Raw genomic sequence first — 24,797 nt, forward strand, 5'->3', positions numbered from 1 at the left:
CTTGATCACCCTCTCTTATCTTTCGCCAGATGGGGTGACCATAAACAAACTCTTCTGCAGCGGTATATTGCTCGTTCAGCAGAAAAATAACTTCTTCCGCATTGAACTGGGCGCCCAGCGCCGACAAGTTGAGACTCTGGGCAATGCGTTCGACAATAAAAGCATTATCACTAAGTGTAGAGATAGGCGCTTCCAGACTTCCCAGCAGCAGTACCGAGTGACTGCCGATAGTGCTGCGCGCTAAAAATGGAGGGCTACGCAACGGTTCAGATATATCGATATGAGTAGTTCGAGTAGTGAGGTCCATTTCTGATCCTGCCCTCCAAAGCGTTAGCGTCATTTACTCGACGATGGCTGCCCTAAGTTGCTTCGCCGCCTTCTCCGTACGTTCCACCAGGCCCACCAGCGCCTTGAGGTCTTCCGGCGCCAGCTTGCCGGCTTTGAGCTTGGTCTTGAGCTGTGTCAGCTCGGCAGTGGTTGGCTCAGTGTGTTCCGCTTTCACGTTCATGAAAGGACCCTCCAAAGTTGGTCGCAATCCCAGTACAGACCATCTGTACATGGCAAGCGCAACACTAGTAGCGGATGTTTCTTTAGGCAAACCCAAACAACGACAAAGTTGACCATTAATCGGCCCAGGGCATATTCATTGATTTTTATCGCGCAGCGAAATTAGCAAACGACAACTTATAGCCAACACTCCAGACCTTTTTTGAAAACTTATAGCCAGCACCGATAAGGCTTATCGCCAATAACACAGCACAACTAAAGCCAAAGACAAAACCAATAAAAGCCACGAGCATTAATTGCTGGATCGAACATCATTTATCCGCAGTACTACTTGAACTGAAGGAGCACTATCGACACTCTGTTATCCAGCTATCCCTATTGCGATTGCCCAGCGCTACTGATCAGGAGGAAGCGTCATGAGAGACATGTTGAGCGTGGACTGGTCGCGTATCCCGGCCCCCCAGGACGATGGCGCAGCCCGTCACTTGCAAGGCCTGCACTTGCCCGGGCTGCGGTTGCCCTCCACCTCGGGCGAAGGGGTCGACCTGTCGACGTTGCCCGGCATAACGGTGCTCTATGTCTACCCGCGCATGGGACGACCGGATTTGCCGCTGCTGGAGGGCTGGGACATGACCCCCGGCGCCCGCGGCTGTACCCCGCAGTCCTGCGGCTTTCGCGACCTGGCCGAGGAACTCGCGGCCGCCGGGGCGGCGAACCTGTTCGGCCTCTCGAGCCAGGACAGCGACTATCAACGTGAAGCCGTCGAGCGGCTGCACCTGCCCTTTGCCCTGCTCTCCGATGCACAGGGGCAATTGACCGAAGCCCTGGGGCTGCCGATGTTCGAATTGAACGCCACCCGCTTCCTGAAACGCCTGACTCTGATTCTCAAGGCCGGGCAGATCGAAAAGGTGTTCTACCCGGTGTTTCCACCGGACCAGAACGCCCGGCAGGTGCTGGCCTGGCTGCAAGCGCAACGCCAGGGATGACGCCGTGGCCTTTCGAGGAATAAGATCAGGCCCAGGAATGCTTCCTGCCCCATGCATCTCAGGATTTGATCAATGTCCCAGTTCCCCAGCATCGACACCGAAGTGCTGCGCACCTTCGTCGCCATCGCCGATGAAGGCGGTTTTACCCGGGCTGGAGAACGGGTCAACCGCACCCAATCGGCGGTGAGCATGCAGATGAAGCGCCTGGAAGAGGACGTGCTGCAACGCCAGCTGTTCCAGCGCGACGGACGCCAGGTCAAGCTGACCGCCGAGGGCCAGGTACTGCTGGGCTATGCCCGGCGCATCCTTAAACTGCATAGCGAAGTGTTCAATACCCTGCGCGAACCGCACATGGTGGGGCTGGTGCGCATCGGCACGCCGGATGACTATGTGATGCGTTTTCTACCGGGGATTCTGTCGCGCTTCGCCCAGAGCTACCCGCTGATCCAGATCGAAGTGCATTGCGAATCGTCCAAGCAACTGCTGCAACGCCAGGACCTGGACCTGACCATCGTCACCCGAGAGCCGGGCAACGAGATCGGCCAACTCCTGCGCAAGGAGCGCTTCGTCTGGGCCGTGGCCCAGTGCTTCACGCCCCATGAACAGACGCCACTGCCGCTGGCGATGTTCAACAGCGACTGCTTTTGCCGGCTGTGGGCCTGCAACGCCCTGGATGCCATCGGCCTCGACTATCGCATTGCCTACAACAGCTCCAGCCTGTCGGCAATCATGGCGGTGGTCAGCGCCGGGCTGGCGATCACCGCGCAGCTGGAAAGCCTGATCACGCCGGACCTGCGCATCCTCGGCGAGAACGAAGGGCTGCCGGAGCTGCCCGAGGCCAGCATCATGCTGCTGCGCAACCTCAACCAGCCCTCGCCCATCACCGAATGCCTGGCCGAACACATCGTCGAAGGCTTCAAACTTTAAACGCCAGCATCACCGCACACACCACCAGGAAGCCGCAGAACAGGCCGCGCAACAGCCGCTCGGGCAAGGCGTGGGCGACCTTCACCCCCCAACTGATGCTCAGCAAGCCACCGGCTGCCAGCGGCAGACCGATCGCCCAGTCCACCTGATGGTGAAAGCCATAGGTCACCAGGGTGACCCCGGTGCTGGGTAGCGCCAGCGCCAGGGACAAACCCTGTGCTACCACCTGGGTGGTGCCGAAGACACTGGTCAGTACCGGCGTGGCAACCACTGCGCCCCCCACCCCGAACAGCCCGCCCATGGCCCCGGAAGCGGCGCCCAATACCCCGAGCCAAGGCCAGGGGTAACGCATCTCGCTGCTGGCCGGGGCACTGGCCATGAACATGCGCAGCAGGTTGTAGGCCGACAGCACCAGAAGAAAGGCGACAAAGCCGATGCGCATCTTCTGGGCATCGATGCCCACCGCCCAGATCGAGCCCAGCCAGGCGAAACTGAACCCCATCAGGGCCAGGGGCAAGGCGTGGCGCGCCTCTATGCGGTTGCGCTGGTGATAGCGCCACAGCGCGAGTAGCACATTGGGTACAACCATGACCAGCGCCGTGCCCTGGGCAATCTGCTGGTCCAGGCCAAACAGCACGCCGAGCACCGGAATCGCGATCAAGCCACCGCCAATACCGAACAGCCCGCCCACCGTACCCAACGCCGCGCCCAACAACAGATACATCATCAACTCGATCACAACCGCTCTCCTCACCTGAGAGCTGCATGCTACGCAGTCGGCCCTGGCACGGAAACGCATAGCAACGCACAATGGCTTTGCCGTTTTCGCATAAGCGAGCTGATCATGAATCCCAATACACTGACCGAACAACTGGGGCTGTTTCTTGATGTGCTGGAGGCGGGCAGCTTTTCCGCCGCGGCACGCCGCCATCCGCTGACGCCCTCCGCCGTGGCCCGGCGCATCGACAGCCTGGAAAACGCCGTGGGCACCACTCTGTTCATGCGTACCACCCACGCCGTGGTCGCCACCGCCGCCGGCCAGGCCTTTGCCGAACGGGCCCGGCGTATCGTTGCCGAGCTGCAACTGGCTCGGGCCGAGGCAGTTTCCCTGAGCCATGCCCCGGAGGGCCTGATCCGCATCGACGCCCCCGCTGCCTTCGGGCGCCGCCACCTGGCGCCGGCCATTGCCGATTTCCTGGTGCTCTACCCCGGGCTGGATGTGCAGTTGCACCTGATCGACAGCTTTGTGGACATGCAGGGCTCCCACCTGGGCAAGGTCGACCTGGTGCTGCGCGCCGGCCAGCGCGTGGACACGCGGATGGTCGCCACCTCCCTGGCCAGCATCGTGCGTATCGCCTGTGCCAGCCCCTCCTACCTGAAAAGCCGCGGCACCCCCAGCCACCCCGCCGAACTCAGCCAGCACGACGGCCTCGACTGGGATGGCCTGGCGCCGCTGTTCGCCTGGCGCTTCGAGCTTGACGGCCAGGTGCAGAGCCATCGTCCGCAGCGTATACGCCTTGGTGCCAACAACGCTGAAGCCCTGCTTTCCGGGGCCTTGGCCGGGCTGGGCATTGCCCACCTGCCCACCTGGCTGGTGAGTGAATACCTGCTGCGCGGCGAACTGGTGCCGCTATTCTGCGAAGGCGGCCTGCCCAAGCCGGAAACCGCCGGCATCTACGCCTTGCGCATGGAACAGCACCCCAATGCCCGTAGCCGCCTACTGCTGGAGTACCTGAAAAGCCGCTTCAGCCCGGTTCCGCCCTGGGACCTGGCATTGCAAAGCGCGATGGGCTGAGACCTGAGGAAAATTATCTGGCGCATTAAAGACTCGCCCGCTAGATTCATGACCATTAATGATCAAGGCCGCCACCATGACCACCGAACGCTCCCCCCTGGACTCCTGCGATCAACTCCTGCTGGACAACCAGGTGTGCTTTGCCCTGCACTCCACCTCGCTGATGCTGACCAAGGTCTACAAGCCTCTGCTGCAGAAGCTGGGGCTGACCTACCCGCAGTACCTGGCGATGCTGGTGCTCTGGGAACGGGACGGGCTGACGGTCGGCGAGATCAGCCAGCGCCTGCTGACAGACCCCGGCTCCCTGACTCCGCTGCTCAAGCGCCTGGAGGCCGAAGGTCTGCTCAGCCGCACCCGCAGTCGGGAAGATGAGCGGGTGGTGATTGTCCAACTGACGGAACAGGGCCGGGTGCTGCGCGAGCAAGCCCGGGACATTCCCCAGTGCATCCTCGGGGCCAGCGGCCGGAGCGTGGAGCAATTGCGTCAGTTGCAGGAAGATTTGCAGGTGTTGCGCGGGCATCTGCAGGACAGTCTTTGACGCTTTGCTGGCAAGCCAGCCCCCCTACGGCTGGGGCTAGCTTCTCAACCGAAAAAAATATCTTTTTCAGAATCAATGAGTTGCCCATGACTCAAGGTTAATGGAGGGGTTTTCAGCAAAATTTATATTGCGCGCTAAATATTAGCGAGATACATTTATTTCGCAATTACTTAGCGCGCAAATAATTAGCGCGAAAATCACCTACCACGAGGCTTCCACCATGCAAACTCTCTACACCGCCGTTGCAACCGCCACCGGTGGCCGTGATGGCCGCGCTGTTTCCAATGACCAGATCCTCGACGTCAAACTGGCCACCCCCAAGGAACTCGGTGGTGCCGGTGGCCAGGCGACCAACCCTGAACAGCTGTTCGCAGCCGGTTACTCGGCCTGCTTTATCGGTGCCCTGAAGTTCGTCGCCAGCCAGAGCAAGCGCAAGATCCCGGACGACGCTTCGATCACTGCCCATGTCGGCATCGGCCAGATCCCCGGCGGCTTCGGCCTGGATATCGACCTGCATGTGAGCCTGCCCGGCCTGGCCCAGGACGAAGCGCAAAGCCTGGTGGATGCCGCGCATCAGGTCTGCCCCTACTCCAATGCCACCCGTGGCAATGTGGATGTGCGCCTGCACGTTTCGGTCTGAAACGGCAAATTCCAGGCATAAAAAAGCCCGACTCAAGGTCGGGCTTTTTCGTCTACAGGGGCGAGCCAGGTTTAAACCTTGGCGCGGCCTTTGTAGGAACCGCCTTCGCGGGTATCGATCTCGATCATGTCGCCGATTTCGATGAAGTCCGCAACGCTCAGCTCGGTACCGTTTTTCAGTTTGGCAGGCTTCATCACCTTGCCCGAAGTGTCGCCGCGCGCGGAACCTTCGGTGTAGTCAACCTGGCGCACGATGGTGGTCGGCAGGTCAACGGAAACCAGACGGTCTTCGAAGAACACGGCTTCGCAAACGTCGGTCATGCCTTCTTCGATGAACGGCAGAACCGCTTCGATGTCTTCGGCGTTCAGCTCGTACATGGTGTAGTCAGTGGTGTCCATGAACGTGTAGGTGTCGCCGCTGATGAACGACAGGGTCGCTTCTTTGCGATCCAGGATCACGTCGTCCAGTTTGTCGTCCGCACCGTAAACGGTTTCGGTCTTGTAACCGGTCAGCAGGTTCTTCAGCTTGGTCTTCATGATCGCGCTGTTACGACCGGACTTGGTGAATTCAGCTTTCTGAACCAGCCAAGGATCGTTGTCGATACGGATCACGGTACCGGGTTTGAGTTCTTTACCAGTTTTCATTGCGAATATCCGAATTTGGATGGGATTTACAAAAATCTAGGCCGCGTATCATATCCAATTTAGGTAAAACTGCACCAGCGCCGCAGCAAGATCGGGCTGGGAGCCTTGTTCCAGACACCATTGCTCGGCGTGCGCGGCGACTTCCGGCCAGTATTGCAGCAGGTTTTTCCAGGGTTCGGCCATCGATGCTTCGCTGTTCCAGGCCTGCCACAGGGCCAGCACTGCAGCCTTGGCCCCCGGGGAAAGGGTGCGGGTATAGAGGCCGAGAAAAGCTTCGAGCTTGTCCAGGTGGATGTCTTCATCCTGGCGATAGATGTGCCAGAGCATCGGACGCCCGGCCCATTGCGCCCGAACGAAGGAGTCCTCCCCGCGCACCGCGTTGAAGTCGCAGCACCAGAGCAGCCGGTCGTAATCCTCCTGGCGCACGAAGGGCAACACCTGAACGGTCAGCGACTGGCGTACCTGGGGACAGCCCGGCGCCAGCGGTTCCTCTCCCAGCCAGCGCTGCACATCGGCCAGCACGCGGCCCTCGGGCACCAGCAGATGAGTCGGCTGCCCGTCGTCGGCCAGGGCCTGCAACCAACTGGCAACCCCGGCATTTTCGTAGGCGAACAGCGAGATCAAGCGACTGCCGGCAACAGGCGATACGCCCAGGGATTTCAGGAAATCCAGCCGGGCCTGGGGCCTGCCCTGGAAATCCCGGCGCTGCTCGAGCAGCCCGGCCTCGCGCAGCAAGCCGCCGGTATCGGCCTGGAATCCGGGAAAGAAGAAGTACTTCTGCACCCCGCGAAACTTCACGGAAGGCAGGCCATGGCACCCGCCGACCCAGTCCTCGGCGCTCAGGTAGTCCAGGTTCAGCCACAGTGGCGCACGCGCACGGTCGGCCATGGCGTCCATGTAGGCGTGGGGCAACTGGCAGGCGAAAGCCGCGATCACCACATCGGCCGCCGCCTCGTCCGGCCACTGGGCGGGCCAGTGCCGCACCTGGACGCCATCCTGAATCTGGCTGGCCTTTTGGCTATCGATCTGCGGGCAGATCTTTTCGAAAGCGCGCAAATCATCGACCCACAGCTGCACCGCACATTGATGCTCGGCCACCAGTTGCCGGGCCAGGCGCCAGGTCACGCCGATGTCGCCGTAGTTGTCGACCACGCTGCAGAAAATATCCCAGGAGGCTTTCATTCCACTCCCCGATTGGCAAAGGCGCCGATTGTCCGCATAAATGCTCCTGCGCAGAAGAGCCAACCGCGATTATCTTCGTGCGACAATCGGCCCTTGCCCAACACCGCCCGCCAGGAGGCAGCCATGTCCCATCGTCCCACCGCACGTCGCTCCTTGCGCATCAGTTTCAACTTCCTGGCGCTCACCGCCAGCATTGCCCTGGGCCTGTGGCTGGGTTTCCTGGCGATCGCCCTGACCTGCTGGCTGGCCTCGCACTACCTTTTCAGCCAGCAATTGGCTCCGGTCGCACAAGCGGTGCAGCAGTTGGCAAAACCACCGGTGGCCGCGCCACCTGAGCCACAAAACCGAATGTTCGAGCAGTACCAGGAAAACCTGCGCAAGAACGAGGAACTGCAATCCCTGGACAACGCCCGCAGCAACCTGCGCAACCTGTCCAACCCCAAATGCCAGTTCTGGTTGCAGCAGGACCAGACCGCGCCGAGCGAAAAAAGCCGGGCCAACGTCCTGCAATTCTGTAATTGACCATGAATAAACAGTCCGTCTGCCAACTGATTCTGCAACAGCTCCGGGACGACCTGGAGGTCGCGGTGCGAGCGGCACAAACCGCTTACGAAACCGCCACCCACGAAGAAAATATCGCCGAGAACAAGTACGACACCCTGGGGCTGGAAGCTTCCTACCTGGCCGCCGGCCAGGCTCGACGGGTCGAGGAAATCCGCCAGGCCCTGGGCCTCTGGCAGAACCTGAGCCTGCGCCCTCATGACCCGCAGAAGGGGATTCAGATCGGTGCGCTGTTGGGGCTGGAAGATGAAAACGGCCACGAACAGTGGCTGTTTCTCGGCCCGGATGGCGCGGGCCTGAAGGTCTACGTGGTGGGGCAACTAGTGACCGTCATCACCCCCCGCTCGCCCCTGGGCAACAGCCTGCTGGGCAAGTTCGAGGACGATGAGGTGGAGATCGTGGTGGCGGGCGCCCGGCAACAGTTCACTGTCACCGAGGTCCGCTAGGCAGGCTGGGGATCAGTGGACCGGCAATTCGACGCCGTCGAACAGCTCTTCCAGTTCCTGCTTGTTATGGCAGGCAATGGCCTTGGCCATGACTTCGCGGGTCAGGTGCGGGGCGAACTTCTCGATGAAATCGCACATGAAGCCACGCAGGAAAGTGCCGCGACGGAAACCGATCTTGGTGATGCTCGATTCGAACAGTTCACTGGCATCCAGCACCACCAGGTCGCTGTCGAGCTTGGTGTCGACCGCCATCTTGGCCACGATGCCCACGCCCAGGCCCAGGCGCACATAGGTCTTGATCACGTCGGCGTCGGCAGCGGTGAATACCACCTTGGGCGTCAGGCCGCGATGGCTGAAGGCTTCGTCCAACTTGGAACGACCGGTAAAACCGAACACGTAAGTGACGATCGGGTACTCGGCCAGGGTTTCCAAGGTCAACTTCGGCAGCTTGGTCAGCGGGTGGCCCTGAGGCACTACCACGCAGCGGTTCCAGCGATAGCACGGCATCATCACCAGGTCACCGAACAACTCCAGGGCCTCGGTAGCGATGGCGAAATCCACAGTGCCGTCAGCGGCCATTTCGGCAATCTGCATCGGCGAACCCTGATGCATGTGCAAGGCCACATCCGGGTACTGCTTGATAAAGCTGCTGATCACCGGTGGCAAGGCGTAGCGCGCCTGGGTGTGAGTAGTGGCGATGGACAGGGTGCCCTTCTTCTCGTTGGAGAACTCCTGGGCGATCTGCTTGATGCTTTCGACCTTGCGCAGGATCTCGCCGGCGGTGGTGATGATGCGCTCGCCGGCCGGGGTCACGCGGGTCAGATGCTTGCCACTGCGGGCAAAGACCTCGACCCCGAGTTCGTCCTCGAGCAGACGGATCTGCTTGCTGATACCCGGTTGCGATGTGTAAAGGCTTTGCGCGGTAGCGGAGACGTTGAGGTCGTGGTGCGCCACTTCCCAGATGTAGCGCAATTGTTGAAGCTTCATATCAATCCCTCAAAGCAGGTAGACGCCACGGGTATCAGCGACGGTATATAACTATATTAATGGTCAGGAGAATAAATCTAGAACTTTTATTCAGAATTTTCCATTCCATCCTCAGGTATCGCCCTGACGTCGACGCTGCACCAGAGGCACCAGGTAAACCGGGACTTTGGCCAGTTGCAGAACTCGCGTTGCGGTACGCCCCAAAGGCGTTTGCGCCCCCACCCCATGGCTGTGACTTCCTACGATCAGCAAATCCACAGAGAGTTTCCCCGCCTGCTCCAGAATCACCTGGGACGGGTCCCCCTGAAGCACCCGCACCGACTGGATCAAGGTCAGGTCCTGCATCCCCTCCCCCAGCTCCTCGCGAAAACTGTCCAGCACCCGTTGCTCTATATTGGCCATCACTGTATTCAGGCCCTGGCGGTGAAACTCATTCAACGACTGCTCATCCAGGTAGCTCTGCAACACTGATTCGGCGAACAGGCCCATGGGCTCCACGGCGTGCACTACATGTAAGTCGGCATTGAACGTTCGAGCCAGCTCCAGGGCATGTTGCATCACAAAGGGCGCATACAGACCGAGGTCAGTGGCATACAGCATCGAACGAATCATATGACCTCCTCAACTGCCAAGATGGCGGAGATTGATTCAGCTTAGCAGTGCCTGGAACTGTGGGAGGTCCGAGGAAAAACCACGGATTTTAGGATTCAAGCCTTGGTTTCGTTGCTCACGCCGTGCGGCACGTGACCGGTGGCGACCACTTCGCGAGCCAGCTCGCAGTGACCGGCCTGGTCGTCGAAGAACACGTCGGCTGCAAAGGCTTCGAGGAAGGCGGCTTTTTCCAGCCCGCCAAGGAACAGCGATTCGTCCAGGCGGATGTTCCACTCGCGCAAGGTGCGGATTACCCGCTCATGGGCCGGCGCGGAACGGGCTGTCACCAAGGCGGTACGGATCGGACTGGCCTCATCGAAAAACTCTCCCTGCAGCAGGTTGAGTGCCGCCAGAAAACCCTTGAACGGCCCGCCCGGCAACGGCTCTCGTGCCGACTGCCGCTCACTGGCCTGGAATGCCTCCAGGCCGCCGGACTGGTAGATACGCTCCGAGTCATCGGAAAACAGCACCGCATCACCGTCGAACGCGATGCGCAGTTCGCCATTTTCAGCGCGCCGGGTGCCGCCGGACAGAATGGTTGCCGCAGCAAAGCCGGCCTCTAGTGCACTGCGCACATCATCGGCATGGGTGGAGAGAAACAGGTCGCTGCCAAAGGCCGCCAGATAGGGATAAGGGCTGCGCCCGCCGACGAAGGCTGCTCGGGAAATGCCCAGGCCGTAGTGCTCGATCGAGTTGAACACACGCAACCCGGTGTCGGCACTGTTGCGCGAGACCAGCACCACCTCGACCCGGGCTCGGCCCAGGCTGGCATTGAGGCTGAGGAGTTTCTTGACCAGAGGGAAGGCATCACCGGGCTCGAGGACTTCCTCTTCATGTTCGATCTGGTACTGCCGATAGGCCTCGACCCCCTGGGCCAGATAGACCTTGTGGCTGTCGCCCAGGTCGAACAGCGCCCGCGACGAGATCGCCACCACCAGCTTGCCATCCAGGCCCTTTGCCATATTTCATCCCCTTAAAGGTAATAAGCCCAACTCAGGCGTGGTGCCGGTCGATGAAACTCAAGGCCTGGTACAACGCCTGGATCTTCGGCAGCTCACAACCTGCGGCCCGCGCTGCCGCCAAGGGTGCAGCATAGATAGCTGCCAGCTCCAGAGGACGCTGGTGCAGGAAATCATGGTACATGCTGGGCCAGTAATCCGGCATGTGCTCGGTGGACTTGAACAGTTGCTGCGCATAGGCCGCGGGGATGACATGCCCGCAAGCCGCCGCCCCATGCAGCACTTCCTGCATCAGGTCCTGGATCAGCTCGCGGCTGGCGGGGTCGGCCATCAGTGGCGTGGTACTGGCTCGGAGCAGAACCGACAGGCCGTTATACGGGACATTCCACACCAGCTTCTGCCAGCGCGCCTGCTGCAGGTTGCCCATGGCCTGGGAATCGAGCCCCGCCTCGCGAAACAGCGCGGCGCCCTCCTCGACTATCGCCTGGCTCAGGGTCGCATCGGCACTGGCCGGGCCACTGTGGTAACCCAGGTTTACCGCGCCAAGCGCCTGGTGCTCGATCTGCCCGGGCCCGGCGCGGTGCACACAGATAAAGCACAAGCCGCCCAGAAGATGCAGCGAATCGGGAAGCACCGCGCGCAGGTCGTCTTCGACATCCAGCCCATTCTGCAGTACCAGAACCTTGGCATCGGTGGCCGCGGCCTGAATGATCGCCGGCGCCAGATCAAGGTTGCTGGTGGTCTTGGCGCCCACCAGCAGCCAGTCGCAAGGCGGAATCTGTTCGGCATTGGCGTAGGCCTGCGCCGGCTTCAACGTCAGCTTGCCGTGCTGGCTGCTGTTGACTTGCAGCCCATGCTCGAGCACTGCCGGATATTCGCTGCGCAATAAAAAGTGCACGTCGAAACCGGCACGTGCCAGCATCACCCCGTAAAAACCTCCGATCGCTCCGGTCCCGATAATGCCTACACGCGGTTTACGGCCTGCACCCATCAAGGCAACTCCTCTGGTATTCGATTAAGCGCCTGACGCAGGCTCTCGCTGAGATCCTGCTGCGTCAGGCGCGACTGTAGCGCTCCATGAAACTCACCGTCGCGGACCACGAACAAAGCCGGCAAGTGGAACACCTGATAGCGCTGAACCGCACCGCCATTATCGCCTGCATCGACCCAGCAAAGACGGTCGATGGGTAGCTCCAACTCCGGCAGCCGCGCCCGGGCCCAACGGCAACTGGAACAGCCGACACTGGTGAAAACAACCAGGGAAACGCCGCCCAGGCCCAGTAATTGCTGGTCGATATCGAAATCGGTCAGTTCCAATTCGAGCACTATACTGGGGGAAACAATGTCAAATGGACGACACTCGGAGTCTGCGGTCATGGGACGTTTTCTGCCTCATCCTGATGATGTTCCGGTTGAACTGACCTTGCGCAAGCACGCCTGTATTTCACGCCAGCGGTTGCACACTATCAGCCTCGGTGGCATGGCGTGCAATTACCACCGTGCCTGGCGCCGCGGTACCGCGCTGGAGGTGTACATGCCAACGTTGGGGGATAACGCCCGTTACAACGGCTATGTCGCCTGGTGCCTGAAACGCAAGCGTGGCTACCTGGTGGGCATCGCGTTCGTCGACGAACAAACGCTGTTCGGCGCGCGCATGGGTGAGCAGGTGTGCCAGATCGCCCGCTACTGTCGCCTGCATGAACCTCAGAGCGAACAGCAATGCATTGAGGCGCTGGCGCTGGATTGGGTCGAGCAGCACGCAGAAGACTATTCCGAAGACCGTGTGCACCAGGCTTTTGTGCAGCCATAGCCCAATAAAACCGCCACCTGCCCATTGTAGAGTCACCGGCTAACGCGCTAAGGTTCCGCTCCCCGACGCGCTCAAATCCGCTGTGCTCCGCCGCGCGGGGATCGCTGGCGGCCGGCACCCGTGACCTGACGAGTAACACGATGGCTGATTTACCGATCAACGACCTTAACGTCGCCTCCAACGAGACCCTGATCACCCCTGATCAACTCAAACGAGACATCCCGCTGAGCGACACCGCCTTGCGCACCGTGACCAAGGGTCGCGAAGTGATCCGCAATATCCTCGACGGCACTGATCACCGCCTGTTCATCGTCATTGGGCCCTGCTCGATCCACGACATCAAGGCAGCCCACGAATACGCCGAGCGGCTCAAGGCACTGGCGGCTGAAGTCTCCGACACCCTGTACCTGGTGATGCGCGTTTATTTCGAGAAACCGCGGACCACCGTCGGCTGGAAAGGCCTGATCAACGACCCTTACCTGGACGACTCGTTCAAGATCCAGGACGGCCTGCACATTGGTCGCCAATTGCTGCTGGACCTGGCTGAAATGGGCCTGCCTACTGCCACTGAAGCCCTGGACCCGATCTCCCCGCAATACTTGCAGGACCTGATCAGCTGGTCGGCCATTGGTGCACGTACCACCGAATCCCAGACTCACCGCGAAATGGCTTCGGGCCTGTCCTCGGCCGTGGGCTTCAAGAACGGCACCGACGGTGGCCTGACTGTGGCAATCAACGCCTTGCAGTCGGTTTCCAGCCCTCACCGTTTCCTGGGGATCAACCCCCAGGGCGGCGTGTCGATCGTCACCACCAAAGGCAACGCCTACGGCCATGTGGTACTGCGCGGCGGCAACGGCAAGCCCAACTATGACTCGGTCAGCGTCGCCGTCTGCGAGCAGGCCCTGAGCAAGGCCAAGATCAAGCCGAACATCATGATCGACTGCAGCCACGCCAACTCCAACAAGGACCCGGCACTGCAGCCGCTGGTCATGGAAAACGTGGCTAACCAGATCCTCGAGGGCAACCAGTCGATCATCGGCCTGATGGTGGAAAGTCACTTGAACTGGGGTTGCCAGGCGATTCCGAAGAACCTGTCGGAACTGCAGTACGGCGTATCGATCACCGATGCCTGCATCGACTGGGAAAGTACCGAGAAGACCCTGCGCGGCATGCACGCCAAGCTCAAGGACGTCTTGCCGAAACGCGATCGCAGCTGACCCTTTCCTGCAGACACAAAAACGCCGGGCCAAGCCCGGCGTTTTTCATGGTCGCCCCGGTCAGAGCTTTGCTGCGTGACGCTGATGACGCTCCATATAGCGCTCTACGTACGAGCAGGACGGAATCACTGTGTAGCCCATGCGTTCGGCGTACTCCAGCGCCTGCTCGGTCAACGCCGCGGCAATACCGCGCCCACGCAGTGCGTTGGGCACGAAAGTGCGATAGATATCCAGGGTCTGCTTACCCAGGTCCATATAGGTCAGGTAGGCACGATGACCGTCCACATTGGTCTCGAACTGATGACCAGCCTGGTCATGGTGGATGGACAACGCCTCGCTCATCACTACTCCTTGCGGGTCTGGAATGCTGACCCCTACCTTACCGATGTTTTTCCGGCGAAGGAACAACTTACGCCACCTCGTGCCTGTCGGCCGCCCGTAGAAGCTCTCGCTCTTGCGCCATCAGCACGTTACAAAATATAGGCGCCATTGGCACAAATGCTCAAGCCACACTCGTCACAGATCGGCGCAAAACCTTGTTGAGGCTGAGTACGAACCTTAGTCGGGATCGATACCTAAACGTCTTGAGACGGTACATCGCCGGATGCTGAAACATAAGACGAGCGACGCCTCTTAAAGTCACCCACAAGATGCTTAAACATAGGTTCAGGGCTGAACAAATTCTGAAGAAAAGTGCAGTCGACACAATATAGACCGACTTTAGCCTAGGCTCTGAAACAGCGCCCGGAAACTCCGATAACGATGCTGGCAAACAAGCAGCATTCGGCCCCGGAGCTTCGCCGCTGAATATTTTTTATACAACCCGCTAAAAAGTTGCTCGAAAAAGAAACAGCGCCTAGAATTTTTTTTGCTTCTTGCGCTACGTCAGTTTACTTACTACAAGTAATGGGTAGTATGTACGCCGGCTATTTCCTCACTCTGAGGTGATAGCTACTAATAGAAAGTCCTTGAAGGGGAACACGATGAACAACGTTCTGAAATTCTCTGCTCTGGCTCTGGCCGCAGTTCTGGCTACCGGTTGCAGCAGCGTATCCAAAGAAACCGAAGCTCGTCTGACTGCTACTGAAGACGCAGCAGCTCGTGCTCAGGCTCGTGCAGACGAAGCCTATCGTAAAGCTGATGAAGCTCTGGCTGCTGCTCAAAAAGCACAACAGACTGCTGACGAAGCTAACGAGCGCGCTCTGCGTATGCTGGAAAAAGCTAGCCGCAAGTAATAGTCCCTCGGGATTGTTATCGAGCCGATCCATTTTTGGATCGGCTTTTTTATTGCCCGGAGTTCTTCACCGGCAATAAAAAACCCGCCGCTACCAGCAGGTATCGGCGGGTTGCACTTAAGCGCTTACTGCTGCAAATCGTAGGTCGCGTTGGACATTGTTGTCACAGGCGCTGTCGTCGGCACGGCGATCTCCACCGGCAAGCCATCTTCGGCTGCCACTACATCACGCACCACATCCCAGTTCATGCGCAGGTTGTTAGCCAGGTCCTCACGCTTGAGCAAGGCATTGATCACTGCAGTGTGCTTGTCGACCACCGAAGGATTGCCTTTGTCATCCAACGGCGTATGAGCTTCCAGGTAGACTTTCCCGCCGCTGATACCGAACTTGTACGGATCGTTGATGATGCGCACCGAAGTTCCCACTGGCACCATGCCGGCCATTTCCAGCACGTTGTTGTTGAGCATGCGGAAACAACCGTGGCTGGTGCGCATGCCGATACCGAACTTCTTGTTCGAACCGTGAATCAGGTAACCCGGCGTGCCAAGTGTGAACTTGAATGGCCCCAAGGGGTTGTCCGGCCCGGCCGGTACCACGTTCGGCAAGGGGTCACCGTCGGCGGCATGCTCGGCCTTGATCGACGCCGGGGGCGTCCAGGTCGGATTCGGGGTTTTCGCGGTAATGCTGGTGTGCGCGATCGGTGACCCCCAGCCTTCACGACCAATACCCAGCGGGAAGGTGTAGACCACGTTCCGACCCTTGGGGTAGTAGTACAGTCGATACTCGGCCAGGTTGATCACGATGCCTTCGCGCGGCCCGGGCGGCAGAATGAAACGCGTAGGCAGGATCACCTCGGTGCCCGCCCCCGGCAGCCAGGGATCGACCCCCGGGTTGGCCGCGACCATTTCCAGGTAACCCAGGTCGTAGGTCGTGCCCAGGTCGGCGAAGGTATCCTCGTACTTGGCCTTGATCACCTGTACCTGGCCGACGATGTCTTCACCCGGCGGCGGTAGAGGCAATTCCAATGCGGCAACAGGACCGGCCACACACAAGGCGGCGAGTGTCAGGCAGCGGGTGACGACAGGGAGGCGGGGCAACATCCGGATAATCCTTCGCATGAACAACGAATGAAAGAAACACGATTGTACACCCCGCCCTCCGGCTACGGCAGCCAGGCCGGGGAGACAAGCGCAGACACATGAATTCCCTGTCGAAACGGCCTGCTGGCGACCGCCTACAACTCGAAACGCAGCTCAGGCCAGATTGGCGGAGTGCCACGTTTTTGCGACTCCAGAATCGCCCGGCACAACGGGCAGAGTCGCTGGTCCTGGAAAATCGTCCGATCCACGCTCGACCAGCGCGGTTGCGCGGGCAACAAAGTGCCGCACAAGGTGCGGTCGGCAGAGCCGCCCAACTCCAGTTGACGCGTCACCAGATGCACCCGAACTTCCTGGCAGGCGAACAGGTCAAGCTGCTCATCAGGCTCGATCAGTTGATAGGCAAACAGGGACCAGGCGGGACGCGGCATCGGGGGCTCCAAATCGGGGGCGCCACATTAGCCGAAACACTGTCACTAGAAAAGCGTCAAAGCAGCGGTTTTAGCGTCGGCCAGACATTTTCCAGCAACTTGCCCTGGGCCGCTGCCGCAGGGTGCAGACCGTCTGCCTGCATCAGTTCGGGATGCCCCCCGACCCCGTCAAGAAAAAACGGCACCAAGGCTACCTTTTTCTCGCTGGCCAACTGGCTGTAGACCTGGGAAAAGGCCTGGGTATAGCGCACGCCATAGTTGGGCGGCAATTGCATGCCTAAAAGCAGCACCTTGGCACCCTGGGCCTGGGAGCTGTCGATCATCGAAGCAAGATTTTGTTGCAATTGCCTGGGCGGCTGGCCGCGCAAGCCATCGTTACCCCCCAACTCGAGAATCACCACTTCAGGCTTATGCTCTGCAAGCAGCGCCGGCAGCCGCGCCTGGCCCCCGGCACTGGTGTCACCACTGACCGAGGCATTGACTACCCTGTCGTTAAAACCCTGGTCCTTGAGCCTCTTTTCCAGCAGGGCTACCCAGCCCTGACGGGTATCCAGGCCGAAAGCCGCACTGATACTATCGCCAACGATCAGGACCGTACCCGCCGCTGCGTTCTGGGCCATGCACATCAAGGCCAGGCCGGCACTCAAAAACCATACACGCATCGGATTCTCCATGGGCGCAAGCATTCTCACTGCGCGGAACCTTAGCAAAGTGGTTCCCAGCGCGGAAGGTGAACTGACCATCCTGCATGAACTCAGCCTCGAGCTGAACCAGGGCGACAGCCTGGCCATCGTCGGCGCCTCCGGCTCCGGCAAATCGACCCTGCTTGGCTTGCTTGCGGGGCTCGACCTGCCCAGCAGCGGCGAAGTCACCCTCGCCGGCCAGGCCCTGAGCCAGCTGGACGAGGATCAGCGGGCCCGTATCCGGGCCGAGCATGTAGGATTTGTCTTTCAGTCCTTCCAATTGCTCGACAGCCTCAATGCCCTGGAAAACGTCATGCTGCCCCTGGAGCTCGACGGCCGTCGCGATGCCCGCGAGCGGGCCACCGAACTGCTGCAGCGGGTTGGCCTTGGCCAGCGCCTTAGCCACTCGCCACGCCAGCTTTCCGGTGGCGAACAACAGCGCGTTGCCATTGCCCGGGCCTTCGCTGCCGAACCCGATGTGCTGTTTGCCGATGAACCCACCGGCAACCTCGACAGCCATACCGGTGAACGCATCAGCGACCTGCTGTTCGAACTCAACAAGGAAAGCGGCACCACCCTGGTGCTGGTGACCCATGATGAACGCCTGGCCCATCGTTGCCGGCGCCTGATCCGTCTTGAAGCGGGCCTGCTGGTCGCCCCTCTGGAGCCCTGATGGCACGTCTGCCGCTGCCGCGCCTGTTCAGCCTCGCTGTCCGCCAACTATTGCGCGATGCCCGTGCCGGAGAGTTGCGGGTACTGTTCTTCGCCTTGCTGGTAGCGGTTGCGGCCAGCACGGCCATCGGCTACTTCGGTGCACGCTTGAACGGCGCCATGCTGTTACGCGCCACCGAGTTCCTCGGCGCCGATCTGCTACTGGAAGGCAGTTCCCCAGCACGCCCGGAACAGCTCGACAGCGGCCTGAAACTGGGGCTGGATCATGCGCGGATAGTCGAGTTCTCCAGCGTCATTGCCACCGACAATGCGATCCAGCTCTCCAGCATCAAGGCCGTCGACGGAGCCTACCCCCTGAGGGGGCAGCTCAAGAGTGCCGCAGCCCCCTATGGGGTCGAGGAGCCCGGGGGCGGTCCCGCGCCCGGAGACGCCTGGGTCGAACCGCGCTTGCTGACTGCGCTGGACCTCAAGATCGGCGACAGCATCGACGTCGGCATGAAAACCTTGCGCCTGGCCAGGGTACTGACCTACGAGCCTGACCGGGCCGGCAACTTCTACAGCCTGACGCCCCGGGTCCTGATCAACCTGCAAGATCTGCAAGCCACCGGCGTGGTCCAGCCTGGCAGCCGGGTCAGCTTCAAGGAACTGTGGCGCGGACCGGCTCCGGCGCTTGAGGCCTATCGTCAACAGATCAAGCCGGCGCTGGCCGCCAACCAGCGGCTGCAGGATGCCCGCGATGGCAACCAGCAGATCGGTGGAGCCCTGGGCAAGGCCGAACGTTATCTGAACATGGCCAGCCTGGTAGCGGTGCTGCTGTCAGGGGTTGCAGTAGCCTTGTCGGCCAATCGCTTCGCCGCGCGACGCTTTGATGCCAGTGCCCTGCTTCGTTGCCTGGGCCTCTCACGCCGGGAAACCATGCTGCTGTTCAGCGTACAGCTCGGCGTTCTGGGTCTGCTGGCCAGCCTCAGTGGGGCGTTGCTGGGATGGCTGGCCCAACTCGGCCTGTTTTACCTGCTACATGACCTGCTGCCCAACGACGTACCACCCGGGGGATTGCTACCCGCCATCGCCGGCATCGGTACCGGGCTGGTGGCCCTGACCGGATTCGCCTTGCCGCCCCTGGCTGCGCTGGGACGGGTGCCGCCGCTGCGCGTACTGCGGCGCGACCTGCTGCCAATCCCCTCCAGCACCTGGATGATCTACGGCGCCGCTCTGTTGGCCCTGGGCCTGATCATGTGGCGCTTGAGCCTGGACCTGGTGCTGACCTTCGCCCTGCTGGGCGGTGGCCTGCTGGCGGCACTGGTATTGGGTGGCTTGTTGCTGTTGCTGTTGCAAAGCCTGCGGCGCCTGCTGGCCCGCGCCGCCCTGCCGTGGCGCCTGGGCCTGGGCCAGTTGCTGCGTCACCCCCTGGCTGCGGCCGGGCAATCCCTGGCTTTCGGCCTGATTCTGTTGTCCATGGCGCTGATTGCCCTGCTGCGGGGCGAACTGCTGGACACCTGGCAAAACCAATTGCCGAAAAATGCCCCCAACTACTTCGCACTGAACATTCTGCCGGCGGAAAAACAGGCCTTCAGCGAGCGCCTGGTGCAGCTCTCCGCCCCTTCGGCGCCCTTGTACCCCGTGGTTCCGGGGCGCCTGGTGAGCATCAATGGCGAGCCGGTAAGGGAGATCGTCAGCAAAGATTCCAGCGGTGATCGGGCCATACAACGCGATCTGAGCCTGACCTGGGCCGCCGATCTGCCCAGCGGCAACAGCATTATCGAGGGCAGTTGGTGGTCAGCCCAGCCGGATGACGGGTTGCCCGGCGTCTCGGTCGAGGCCAAGGTGGCGCAGAGCCTGAAGCTTAAGCTGGGTGATCACCTGACCTTCACGGTCGCCGGCGCCAACCGGGAGGCCCGGGTCACCAGCCTGCGCAGCATCAACTGGGACAACTTCCAGCCAAACTTCTTCATGATCTTCCAACCGGGCACCTTGAAGGATCTGCCCGCCACCTACTTGACCAGCTTCTACCTGAGCCCTGGGCACGATCAGCAGATTGTCGAGCTGTCCCGGGCCTTCCCGGCAGTGACCATCCTTCAGGTCGAAGCCCTGCTGGAACAACTGCGCAGCATCCTGGCCCAGGTCACCCTGGCGGTGGAGTATGTGTTGCTGTTTGTCCTGGCGGCAGGAATGGCAGTGCTGTTTTCCGGGCTCCAGGCCACCCTGGACGAACGCATTCGCCAGGGGGCGCTGCTGCGTGCCCTCGGGGCCGAGCGGCAACTGCTGGTGAAAGCCAGGCGGATCGAGTTCGGCCTGCTGGGCGCAGTCAGCGGCCTGCTGGCGGCACTGGGGTGCGAACTGGTCAGCCTGGTGCTCTACCGGTTCGCTTTCGATCTGCCCTGGCACCCGCATCCATGGCTGTTACTGTTGCCTCTGGTGGGGGCGCTGCTGGTAGGCGGGGCAGGAGTTTTCGGTACCCGTCGAGCATTGAACGCCAGCCCGCTGAATGTATTGCGCGAAGGTTGAAAGCCCAAGGCTCGCCTGCCCAGGTCGGCGAGCCTACTTCACATAATCGATCTGGTTGATCCACCAGCAGGTTTCACCTGCCGGGGTGTGGACAACGGCCTCGTCACCCACTTCCTTCTTCAGTAACGCCCTGGCCATGGGCGAGTCGATGGAGATGTAGTCCTTGCGCAGGTAGATCTCGTCGTAACCGACGATACGAAAGCGCTTGATCTCGGCCGCCTCGTTTTCGACTTCGACCCAAGCACCAAAGAACACCCGCCCCTCCTGTTCCGGCGCGTAGGAAACCACCTTCATGTCTTCCAGGCGCTTGCGTATGTAGCGCACCCGACGATCGATTTCCCGCAGAAGCTTCTTGTTGTACTGATAGTCCGCATTCTCGCTGCGATCGCCCAGCGAGGCCGCCCAGGTGACCTTCTGCGTGATATCCGGGCGCTTCTCCCGCCATAAATAGTCCAGCTCTTGTTTCAGAGCGTCGTAACCATCCTGTGTGATGAGCTTGGTACTCAATTGGCTAATCAGCCTCCAGCCTTATGCATGCTGCGCATTAGTTGTATGAGCCGACAAAGCCGGCACGTCATGAGCGGCATCTGCCACCGATCTATGGACATCACTATCAGATTTGTCCGATTTAGATTTCAGAGAGGTCAGCCAATCATAGGGCCAAACAGCCGAGCCGTACGGCCCAGGGCATAGGTTCGACAAGAGCGTCGGCAATCGGCACGCCACACTGCTTGATACCCATTCCCCACAGAGCTGGCCAATAACTACCAACACCTCAAAAACAAAGGGAAAGTACCACATGGGCAACATCATTATCGTCGATGACCATCCACTGATCAGACTGGCCATCAGGTCGGTACTGGATCCTCATCATCACAATATCGTCGCCGAAGCCGACAACGGTGCCGATGCCGTGCAACTGGTGCGCAAGCACCTGCCGGACCTGCTGATCCTCGACCTGGGCATCCCCAACCTGGATGGTTTCTCGGTCATCGCGCACATCAAGTCCGCCGGGCTGCACGTCAAGACCCTGGTACTGACCTCAAGTGATTCGAAAAACTTCGCCCTGCGCTGCCTGCAAGCCGGAGCCGCAGGCTTTCTGTGCAAGACCGAGAACCTTCACGAATTGGCCAATGCGGTAAAGGCCATCCTTTCCGGGTACAGCTACTTTCCGGAAGACACCATTAATATCCTGCAGCAGAACACCAACGCCGCCAACCAGGAGAGTGTGTTGATTTCCCGCCTGACCGACCGCGAAATAACAGTGCTGAAACTGCTGGCTACCGGTCTGAACAACCAGCAGATTGCCGACGCGCTGTTGATCAGTCACAAGACCGTCAGCACCTACAAAGTGCGGTTACTCAAGCGTTTCAATGTTTCCAACCTGGTGGCCTTGGCCGAATTGGCCAAACGCAATGCCGTTGTTTGATCATCAAGCCATTAATCGCCACCAAATGACGGACAGCCGCCACGACTGAAGACGTTCCAGTCGGTTTCTGTTCAATGGAATTCCGATCTGTACAAGGCGCAGTTCAGCAGCCGTGATGCACTACCGGCGGGTCAACTGCTGAACTGGCGGCGGATGATCAACCCCTGGCGAGCGACGCGGGTCAGTTGCTTGATGACTTCAGCAGCATCCGCAGCACTGGGTGCCGGAATGACCGCCAGATCGAAGCTGTCACTGGCAAAGCGTGCCAGGGACTCACCTTCTTCGACAAATTGAATCAGAAACGCCGCTGGGCCCGGGGAGCGTCGTGGCCAACCGTCGAGATAACGCAATAGTGTGGGCTGGTGCTTGCCACCCAGGAGGATTTTCGGATTGCGCTGGGAAAGACTCGCCGTGATCGGCGCAAGACGTACAAGGGGGCGTGGTGCATTCATCGTATTGTGTCTCTGCCTCAGATTTCTGCCGGGCAGGTGAGAGGCAACACCGAACCAGCGCTTTAGCGGTATTTCGAAGCCTGACTATAGCTTCTATCAGTGATCTTTCGACTCACCTGGCGCCCCGCAAGTAGCTGTTTAAATCGGCGCATGAGCAGCATCCTAGAGAAGCCGACAGGTCAGTGTCAAGATTTGTCAGCTACGAAAAAGGCCTGCATTCGCAGGCCTGGGATAACTTTGCCGACGGCTGATCCAGAGCCTCTGGAACACCGCCCGCGCATCGAATTACTTGGCGATTGCCGCATCCAGGGACAACTTGCCGGCCCCCTCAATCAGAACTGCGACAGTGCCGCCAAGCAGTGCCAGAGCGAACTCATAACCGTTGTTGGCCATGAACAGGCCATGGCTGATATGCACCGAGAAAATCGCCACCAGCAAGGTAAACGACAGGCCCAATGCAGCGGGACGCGCCAGCAGGCCAATGATCAATGCCAGACCGGCAAAGAATTCGGTGCCCCCCGATAACAACGCCATCAAATAGCCGGGAGCCAGGCCGATACTCTCCATCCACTGCGCCGTTCCCGCCAGACCGCCACCACCAAACCAGCCAAAGAGTTTCTGCGAGCCGTGAGCCACGAAGATGATGCCGACGAAGATCCGCAGTACGGTCAAGCCGTAGCCCGCGCGAGTGCCCAGTAGCTTGTTGGTCAGTGTGCTCATGCTGTGTAGTCCTGTGTGAAGGTAGGAAAGTTGGCCGTCATACTAATCAGTTTTAATCATGTTAAAAGCGGAAATTGCTCAAGCTAATAATCGATTTTTTAGATTATTTACGTGACGCAACTTTTCGCTCCGGAGGCTCCAGGGAGTCTCGTTCACGATCAAAGGCCAGATAGTATTTGTTGACGCTATTAACATAGCTGACGGCCCCCATGCCCACTTGCTCCATGGCGATGCGCTCCACCTGGAAGAACCACTGGTTGGGGTTGAGCCCCCGCCGCCGGGCTTCACTGCGCATACCCTGGACCCGCTCCGGCCCCATGTTGTAGGCCGCCAGCACAAATGCCATGCGCTCGCGCTCATTGAGTTTGGGGCTGGCAAAAAATTTACGGCGAATCATCGCCAGGTACTTGGCCCCTGCCTGCACATTGCTATCTACGGACTGAATATTGTTGACCCCGACCCGCTGCGCTGCCGAAGGCGTGATCTGCATCAGCCCGGTAGGGCCGCTGCCGCTTCTGGAAGGGGGTTGCAACGCTGACTCCTTGAACGCCAGCGCCGCCAGGTTCAGCCAGTCCATGCCCTGTTCGCCGGCATGTTTCTGCAAAACCGGACGCAGTTTTTCCAGACGCTGACGGTCGGCCCGGGCCAGGGGATAGTGCACCTGATACTGGCGTCGGTAGATACGCAGGAACGCCACATCCTGATCCGCCGGCGCCTTATAGGTCTTGAGGAAGCGGTCGATACTCGCCCGCAGCATCGACGCATCGCGCCGGACAAACCAGTGTTCTTCACCCGGCTCACTGATCTTCAACTGCCTGTCCAAACGCAATTTGGGCAGGATCTTGCTCCAGCGTTCGGCAATCGGCTGCTCGACAACCGTCAGGTGGAAAATGCCGCCCTGGACCATTTCCAGCACATCCTCCACCGCCAGGCTGGGGTCGACCCACTCCACCTTGATCGGCGCCAGCTTGTGCAGGGCCAGCTTCTGATTGATCTGGCTGACCGCGTCCCCCGCCGCACTACCGGTAGTCAGGGTCAGGGTCTTGCCGGACAGCTGTTCGATCCGTGTATAACGGCGCTCACCCTTGATCCCGACCAGCAGCAGGGGAACATTACTGACGATCGGGTCGCTGGAGCTGACCGCATTTCCGGGCTGGGCTTCCAGCAGCTCACCAGGCGCCACCAGGTCGCCCTCGCCCCGCTGCAATGCACCCAGCAATTGATCCTTGGCTTTGGGAATGATCTTCAGGCTGATTTCCTGGCCGTCGCGAGCATGGCCATTGAGGTACTGCTCGAACGAGCGCAGGCGGTGGTACTCGACACCTATGGCCTGGCCCTGGACTTCTCCGGAGCTATTGCGGCTCTGATTGACCAGCACCCGGAGTACCCGGCTGCTGCGGATTTCCGCCAGGTCGCGCACTTTTCCCGTGGCGTGTGCTTCCAGTGGCCCGGGCAAGCGCGCCAGCGCCGGCAAGGGCAGCAGCAATGACAGGCACAGCGCGAGCAATATCGAGGATCGGGTCATCCGTTCTCCGCAAAGAATACTGTTCAACCCTTCGTCGCTTTTTGAAGAATTGATTGCCAGAAACAGAGCGCCTTGAGCGCTGGCAAGCTGCGAAAGACCCGTGCAATGGCGCTGAAGAACGTGGCCGTTGCTCTGGTCCGGCAGCAAAAGACAGCTATAACTCGTTGTAGTTCTTGGTTTTTCTTATAAATCTACAGC

The 24,797-nt window shown here is 60.1% G+C and carries 30 protein-coding genes; 13 read left to right on the forward strand and 17 right to left on the reverse strand.

From position 1 onward, the window contains the following. Window positions 1-340: 340 nt before the first annotated feature. Window positions 341-508, reverse strand: coding sequence for a hypothetical protein (locus A9971_RS20375; protein WP_015636538.1), 168 nt, complete (start codon window positions 506-508; stop codon window positions 341-343). Between the two features lie 415 nt (window positions 509-923). Here A9971_RS20375 and A9971_RS20380 point away from each other — a divergent pair, with 415 nt between their 5' ends. Beyond that, a complete protein-coding gene (locus tag A9971_RS20380) occupies window positions 924-1,493 on the forward strand; it encodes a peroxiredoxin (RefSeq protein ID WP_182999935.1) in 570 nt (189 codons plus the stop codon). 72 nt (window positions 1,494-1,565) lie between these two features. After that, window positions 1,566-2,420 (forward strand): LysR substrate-binding domain-containing protein, encoded by an 855-nt coding sequence (locus A9971_RS20385; RefSeq protein WP_011062533.1) that lies wholly within the window; start codon window positions 1,566-1,568, stop codon window positions 2,418-2,420. On the opposite strand, the gene A9971_RS20390 is transcribed toward A9971_RS20385, so the two are convergent. Then, complete coding sequence (locus tag A9971_RS20390) at window positions 2,410-3,159, reverse strand: sulfite exporter TauE/SafE family protein (protein WP_011062534.1); 750 nt, start codon at window positions 3,157-3,159, stop codon at window positions 2,410-2,412. The two genes, A9971_RS20385 and A9971_RS20390, sit on opposite strands and share 11 nt — an antisense overlap. 105 nt (window positions 3,160-3,264) lie before the next feature. Between A9971_RS20390 and A9971_RS20395 the strand changes: the two genes are divergently transcribed. From A9971_RS20395 to A9971_RS20405, 3 genes are all read left to right on the forward strand, one after another. Continuing rightward, window positions 3,265-4,215 (forward strand): LysR family transcriptional regulator, encoded by a 951-nt coding sequence (locus tag A9971_RS20395; protein ID WP_011062535.1) that lies wholly within the window; start codon window positions 3,265-3,267, stop codon window positions 4,213-4,215. Window positions 4,216-4,291: 76 nt separating this feature from the next. After that, on the forward strand, window positions 4,292-4,753 hold the full coding sequence (locus A9971_RS20400) for a MarR family winged helix-turn-helix transcriptional regulator (RefSeq protein ID WP_011062536.1): 462 nt from the start codon (window positions 4,292-4,294) through the stop codon (window positions 4,751-4,753). A 220-nt stretch (window positions 4,754-4,973) separates the two neighbouring features. After that, window positions 4,974-5,393, forward strand: coding sequence for an organic hydroperoxide resistance protein (locus A9971_RS20405; RefSeq protein ID WP_072450622.1), 420 nt, complete (start codon window positions 4,974-4,976; stop codon window positions 5,391-5,393). Window positions 5,394-5,464: 71 nt separating this feature from the next. On the opposite strand, the gene A9971_RS20410 is transcribed toward A9971_RS20405, so the two are convergent. Continuing rightward, entirely contained in the window at window positions 5,465-6,037 is a 573-nt protein-coding gene (locus tag A9971_RS20410) for an elongation factor P (protein ID WP_007931398.1), read from the reverse strand. A 48-nt stretch (window positions 6,038-6,085) separates the two neighbouring features. Next, complete coding sequence (earP, locus tag A9971_RS20415; RefSeq protein WP_123472843.1) at window positions 6,086-7,219, reverse strand: elongation factor P maturation arginine rhamnosyltransferase EarP; 1,134 nt, start codon at window positions 7,217-7,219, stop codon at window positions 6,086-6,088. Window positions 7,220-7,342: 123 nt separating this feature from the next. On the opposite strand from earP, the gene A9971_RS20420 reads away from it, so the two are divergent. Beyond that, window positions 7,343-7,741: a hypothetical protein gene (locus A9971_RS20420; RefSeq protein ID WP_011062539.1), complete on the forward strand. Its 399-nt coding sequence runs from the start codon at window positions 7,343-7,345 to the stop codon at window positions 7,739-7,741. A 2-nt stretch (window positions 7,742-7,743) separates the two neighbouring features. After that, complete coding sequence (locus A9971_RS20425) at window positions 7,744-8,226, forward strand: GreA/GreB family elongation factor (protein ID WP_015636543.1); 483 nt, start codon at window positions 7,744-7,746, stop codon at window positions 8,224-8,226. 12 nt (window positions 8,227-8,238) lie between these two features. Here A9971_RS20425 and cysB read toward each other — a convergent pair whose 3' ends face one another. The 5 genes from cysB to A9971_RS20450 all read right to left on the reverse strand — a co-directional run bounded on the left by cysB (window position 8,239) and on the right by A9971_RS20450 (window position 12,200). Next, window positions 8,239-9,213, reverse strand: coding sequence for an HTH-type transcriptional regulator CysB (gene cysB, locus A9971_RS20430; protein WP_011062541.1), 975 nt, complete (start codon window positions 9,211-9,213; stop codon window positions 8,239-8,241). 111 nt (window positions 9,214-9,324) lie between these two features. Then, window positions 9,325-9,825 carry a universal stress protein gene (locus A9971_RS20435; protein ID WP_011062542.1) on the reverse strand — a complete coding sequence of 167 codons (501 nt, stop codon included), beginning with the start codon at window positions 9,823-9,825 and terminating at the stop codon, window positions 9,325-9,327. A 95-nt stretch (window positions 9,826-9,920) separates the two neighbouring features. Then, window positions 9,921-10,826 (reverse strand): 5'-nucleotidase, encoded by a 906-nt coding sequence (locus A9971_RS20440; RefSeq protein ID WP_182999936.1) that lies wholly within the window; start codon window positions 10,824-10,826, stop codon window positions 9,921-9,923. Between the two features lie 31 nt (window positions 10,827-10,857). Then, window positions 10,858-11,814, reverse strand: a complete 957-nt coding sequence (locus tag A9971_RS20445) for a putative 2-dehydropantoate 2-reductase (protein ID WP_182999937.1) — start codon at window positions 11,812-11,814, stop codon at window positions 10,858-10,860. Next, window positions 11,814-12,200, reverse strand: coding sequence for a co-chaperone YbbN (locus A9971_RS20450; protein ID WP_011062545.1), 387 nt, complete (start codon window positions 12,198-12,200; stop codon window positions 11,814-11,816). The genes A9971_RS20445 and A9971_RS20450 overlap by 1 nt, the downstream gene beginning before the upstream one ends. Between A9971_RS20450 and A9971_RS20455 the strand changes: the two genes are divergently transcribed. After that, window positions 12,199-12,633, forward strand: coding sequence for a PilZ domain-containing protein (locus tag A9971_RS20455; protein ID WP_011062546.1), 435 nt, complete (start codon window positions 12,199-12,201; stop codon window positions 12,631-12,633). The genes A9971_RS20450 and A9971_RS20455 overlap by 2 nt on opposite strands. A gap of 140 nt (window positions 12,634-12,773) precedes the next feature. Next, on the forward strand, window positions 12,774-13,850 hold the full coding sequence (locus A9971_RS20460; RefSeq protein WP_011062547.1) for a 3-deoxy-7-phosphoheptulonate synthase: 1,077 nt from the start codon (window positions 12,774-12,776) through the stop codon (window positions 13,848-13,850). A 60-nt stretch (window positions 13,851-13,910) separates the two neighbouring features. Here the strand turns inward: A9971_RS20460 and A9971_RS20465 are convergent, their stop codons facing one another. After that, window positions 13,911-14,192, reverse strand: coding sequence for a GNAT family N-acetyltransferase (locus tag A9971_RS20465; protein ID WP_011062548.1), 282 nt, complete (start codon window positions 14,190-14,192; stop codon window positions 13,911-13,913). A 641-nt stretch (window positions 14,193-14,833) separates the two neighbouring features. Between A9971_RS20465 and oprI the strand changes: the two genes are divergently transcribed. After that, window positions 14,834-15,085, forward strand: a complete 252-nt coding sequence (gene oprI, locus A9971_RS20470; protein WP_003448337.1) for an outer membrane lipoprotei OprI — start codon at window positions 14,834-14,836, stop codon at window positions 15,083-15,085. 125 nt (window positions 15,086-15,210) lie between these two features. On the opposite strand, the gene A9971_RS20475 is transcribed toward oprI, so the two are convergent. The 3 genes from A9971_RS20475 to A9971_RS20485 form a co-directional block, all read right to left on the reverse strand. After that, the gene (locus tag A9971_RS20475; RefSeq protein WP_015636545.1) at window positions 15,211-16,185 is read right to left on the reverse strand and encodes a L,D-transpeptidase family protein; all 975 of its coding nucleotides are present in this window, start codon (window positions 16,183-16,185) and stop codon (window positions 15,211-15,213) included. Window positions 16,186-16,319: 134 nt separating this feature from the next. Beyond that, the gene (locus A9971_RS20480) at window positions 16,320-16,613 is read right to left on the reverse strand and encodes a hypothetical protein (RefSeq protein ID WP_007931378.1); all 294 of its coding nucleotides are present in this window, start codon (window positions 16,611-16,613) and stop codon (window positions 16,320-16,322) included. Window positions 16,614-16,669: 56 nt separating this feature from the next. Beyond that, a complete protein-coding gene (locus tag A9971_RS20485) occupies window positions 16,670-17,275 on the reverse strand; it encodes an arylesterase (RefSeq protein ID WP_019092884.1) in 606 nt (201 codons plus the stop codon). 10 nt (window positions 17,276-17,285) lie between these two features. On the opposite strand from A9971_RS20485, the gene A9971_RS20490 reads away from it, so the two are divergent. Both A9971_RS20490 and A9971_RS20495 read left to right on the forward strand, forming a co-directional pair. After that, entirely contained in the window at window positions 17,286-17,969 is a 684-nt protein-coding gene (locus tag A9971_RS20490; protein ID WP_011062551.1) for an ABC transporter ATP-binding protein, read from the forward strand. After that, window positions 17,969-20,473 (forward strand): ABC transporter permease, encoded by a 2,505-nt coding sequence (locus A9971_RS20495; protein WP_182999938.1) that lies wholly within the window; start codon window positions 17,969-17,971, stop codon window positions 20,471-20,473. The genes A9971_RS20490 and A9971_RS20495 overlap by 1 nt, the downstream gene beginning before the upstream one ends. Window positions 20,474-20,506: 33 nt before the next feature. Here A9971_RS20495 and greB read toward each other — a convergent pair whose 3' ends face one another. Then, window positions 20,507-20,980 (reverse strand): transcription elongation factor GreB, encoded by a 474-nt coding sequence (greB, locus tag A9971_RS20500; RefSeq protein WP_011062553.1) that lies wholly within the window; start codon window positions 20,978-20,980, stop codon window positions 20,507-20,509. A gap of 292 nt (window positions 20,981-21,272) precedes the next feature. On the opposite strand from greB, the gene A9971_RS20505 reads away from it, so the two are divergent. Then, window positions 21,273-21,902, forward strand: coding sequence for a response regulator transcription factor (locus A9971_RS20505; RefSeq protein WP_011062554.1), 630 nt, complete (start codon window positions 21,273-21,275; stop codon window positions 21,900-21,902). Between the two features lie 131 nt (window positions 21,903-22,033). Here the strand turns inward: A9971_RS20505 and A9971_RS20510 are convergent, their stop codons facing one another. The 3 genes from A9971_RS20510 to A9971_RS20520 all read right to left on the reverse strand — a co-directional run bounded on the left by A9971_RS20510 (window position 22,034) and on the right by A9971_RS20520 (window position 24,599). Then, entirely contained in the window at window positions 22,034-22,354 is a 321-nt protein-coding gene (locus A9971_RS20510; protein ID WP_011062555.1) for a hypothetical protein, read from the reverse strand. 285 nt (window positions 22,355-22,639) lie between these two features. After that, entirely contained in the window at window positions 22,640-23,074 is a 435-nt protein-coding gene (locus A9971_RS20515) for a DoxX family protein (RefSeq protein WP_011062556.1), read from the reverse strand. A 103-nt stretch (window positions 23,075-23,177) separates the two neighbouring features. Continuing rightward, window positions 23,178-24,599: a transglycosylase SLT domain-containing protein gene (locus tag A9971_RS20520; protein ID WP_011062557.1), complete on the reverse strand. Its 1,422-nt coding sequence runs from the start codon at window positions 24,597-24,599 to the stop codon at window positions 23,178-23,180. Window positions 24,600-24,797: the final 198 nt, after the last annotated feature.

Source organism: Pseudomonas sp. UME65 (assembly GCF_014170225.1).
Lineage (GTDB): Bacteria > Pseudomonadota > Gammaproteobacteria > Pseudomonadales > Pseudomonadaceae > Aquipseudomonas > Aquipseudomonas protegens.

Coding starts and splice junctions, on each gene's coding strand:
- A9971_RS20460 (WP_011062547.1), top strand. CDS start 12,774: ATGGCTGATTTACCGATCAACGACCTTAACGTCGCCTCCAACGAGACC.
- A9971_RS20495 (WP_182999938.1), top strand. CDS start 17,969: ATGGCACGTCTGCCGCTGCCGCGCCTGTTCAGCCTCGCTGTCCGCCAA.
- oprI (WP_003448337.1), top strand. CDS start 14,834: ATGAACAACGTTCTGAAATTCTCTGCTCTGGCTCTGGCCGCAGTTCTG.
- A9971_RS20510 (WP_011062555.1), bottom strand. CDS start 22,354: ATGAATGCACCACGCCCCCTTGTACGTCTTGCGCCGATCACGGCGAGT.
- A9971_RS20410 (WP_007931398.1), bottom strand. CDS start 6,037: ATGAAAACTGGTAAAGAACTCAAACCCGGTACCGTGATCCGTATCGAC.
- A9971_RS20445 (WP_182999937.1), bottom strand. CDS start 11,814: ATGGGTGCAGGCCGTAAACCGCGTGTAGGCATTATCGGGACCGGAGCG.
- A9971_RS20505 (WP_011062554.1), top strand. CDS start 21,273: ATGGGCAACATCATTATCGTCGATGACCATCCACTGATCAGACTGGCC.
- earP (WP_123472843.1), bottom strand. CDS start 7,219: ATGAAAGCCTCCTGGGATATTTTCTGCAGCGTGGTCGACAACTACGGC.
- A9971_RS20455 (WP_011062546.1), top strand. CDS start 12,199: ATGGGACGTTTTCTGCCTCATCCTGATGATGTTCCGGTTGAACTGACC.
- A9971_RS20450 (WP_011062545.1), bottom strand. CDS start 12,200: ATGACCGCAGACTCCGAGTGTCGTCCATTTGACATTGTTTCCCCCAGT.
- A9971_RS20485 (WP_019092884.1), bottom strand. CDS start 17,275: ATGCGTGTATGGTTTTTGAGTGCCGGCCTGGCCTTGATGTGCATGGCC.
- A9971_RS20380 (WP_182999935.1), top strand. CDS start 924: ATGAGAGACATGTTGAGCGTGGACTGGTCGCGTATCCCGGCCCCCCAG.
- A9971_RS20375 (WP_015636538.1), bottom strand. CDS start 508: ATGAACGTGAAAGCGGAACACACTGAGCCAACCACTGCCGAGCTGACA.
- A9971_RS20520 (WP_011062557.1), bottom strand. CDS start 24,599: ATGACCCGATCCTCGATATTGCTCGCGCTGTGCCTGTCATTGCTGCTG.
- A9971_RS20395 (WP_011062535.1), top strand. CDS start 3,265: ATGAATCCCAATACACTGACCGAACAACTGGGGCTGTTTCTTGATGTG.
- A9971_RS20385 (WP_011062533.1), top strand. CDS start 1,566: ATGTCCCAGTTCCCCAGCATCGACACCGAAGTGCTGCGCACCTTCGTC.
- cysB (WP_011062541.1), bottom strand. CDS start 9,213: ATGAAGCTTCAACAATTGCGCTACATCTGGGAAGTGGCGCACCACGAC.
- A9971_RS20465 (WP_011062548.1), bottom strand. CDS start 14,192: ATGAGCGAGGCGTTGTCCATCCACCATGACCAGGCTGGTCATCAGTTC.
- A9971_RS20515 (WP_011062556.1), bottom strand. CDS start 23,074: ATGAGCACACTGACCAACAAGCTACTGGGCACTCGCGCGGGCTACGGC.
- A9971_RS20490 (WP_011062551.1), top strand. CDS start 17,286: ATGGGCGCAAGCATTCTCACTGCGCGGAACCTTAGCAAAGTGGTTCCC.
- A9971_RS20420 (WP_011062539.1), top strand. CDS start 7,343: ATGTCCCATCGTCCCACCGCACGTCGCTCCTTGCGCATCAGTTTCAAC.
- A9971_RS20435 (WP_011062542.1), bottom strand. CDS start 9,825: ATGATTCGTTCGATGCTGTATGCCACTGACCTCGGTCTGTATGCGCCC.
- A9971_RS20400 (WP_011062536.1), top strand. CDS start 4,292: ATGACCACCGAACGCTCCCCCCTGGACTCCTGCGATCAACTCCTGCTG.
- A9971_RS20475 (WP_015636545.1), bottom strand. CDS start 16,185: ATGTTGCCCCGCCTCCCTGTCGTCACCCGCTGCCTGACACTCGCCGCC.
- A9971_RS20480 (WP_007931378.1), bottom strand. CDS start 16,613: ATGCCGCGTCCCGCCTGGTCCCTGTTTGCCTATCAACTGATCGAGCCT.
- A9971_RS20405 (WP_072450622.1), top strand. CDS start 4,974: ATGCAAACTCTCTACACCGCCGTTGCAACCGCCACCGGTGGCCGTGAT.
- A9971_RS20425 (WP_015636543.1), top strand. CDS start 7,744: ATGAATAAACAGTCCGTCTGCCAACTGATTCTGCAACAGCTCCGGGAC.
- A9971_RS20440 (WP_182999936.1), bottom strand. CDS start 10,826: ATGGCAAAGGGCCTGGATGGCAAGCTGGTGGTGGCGATCTCGTCGCGG.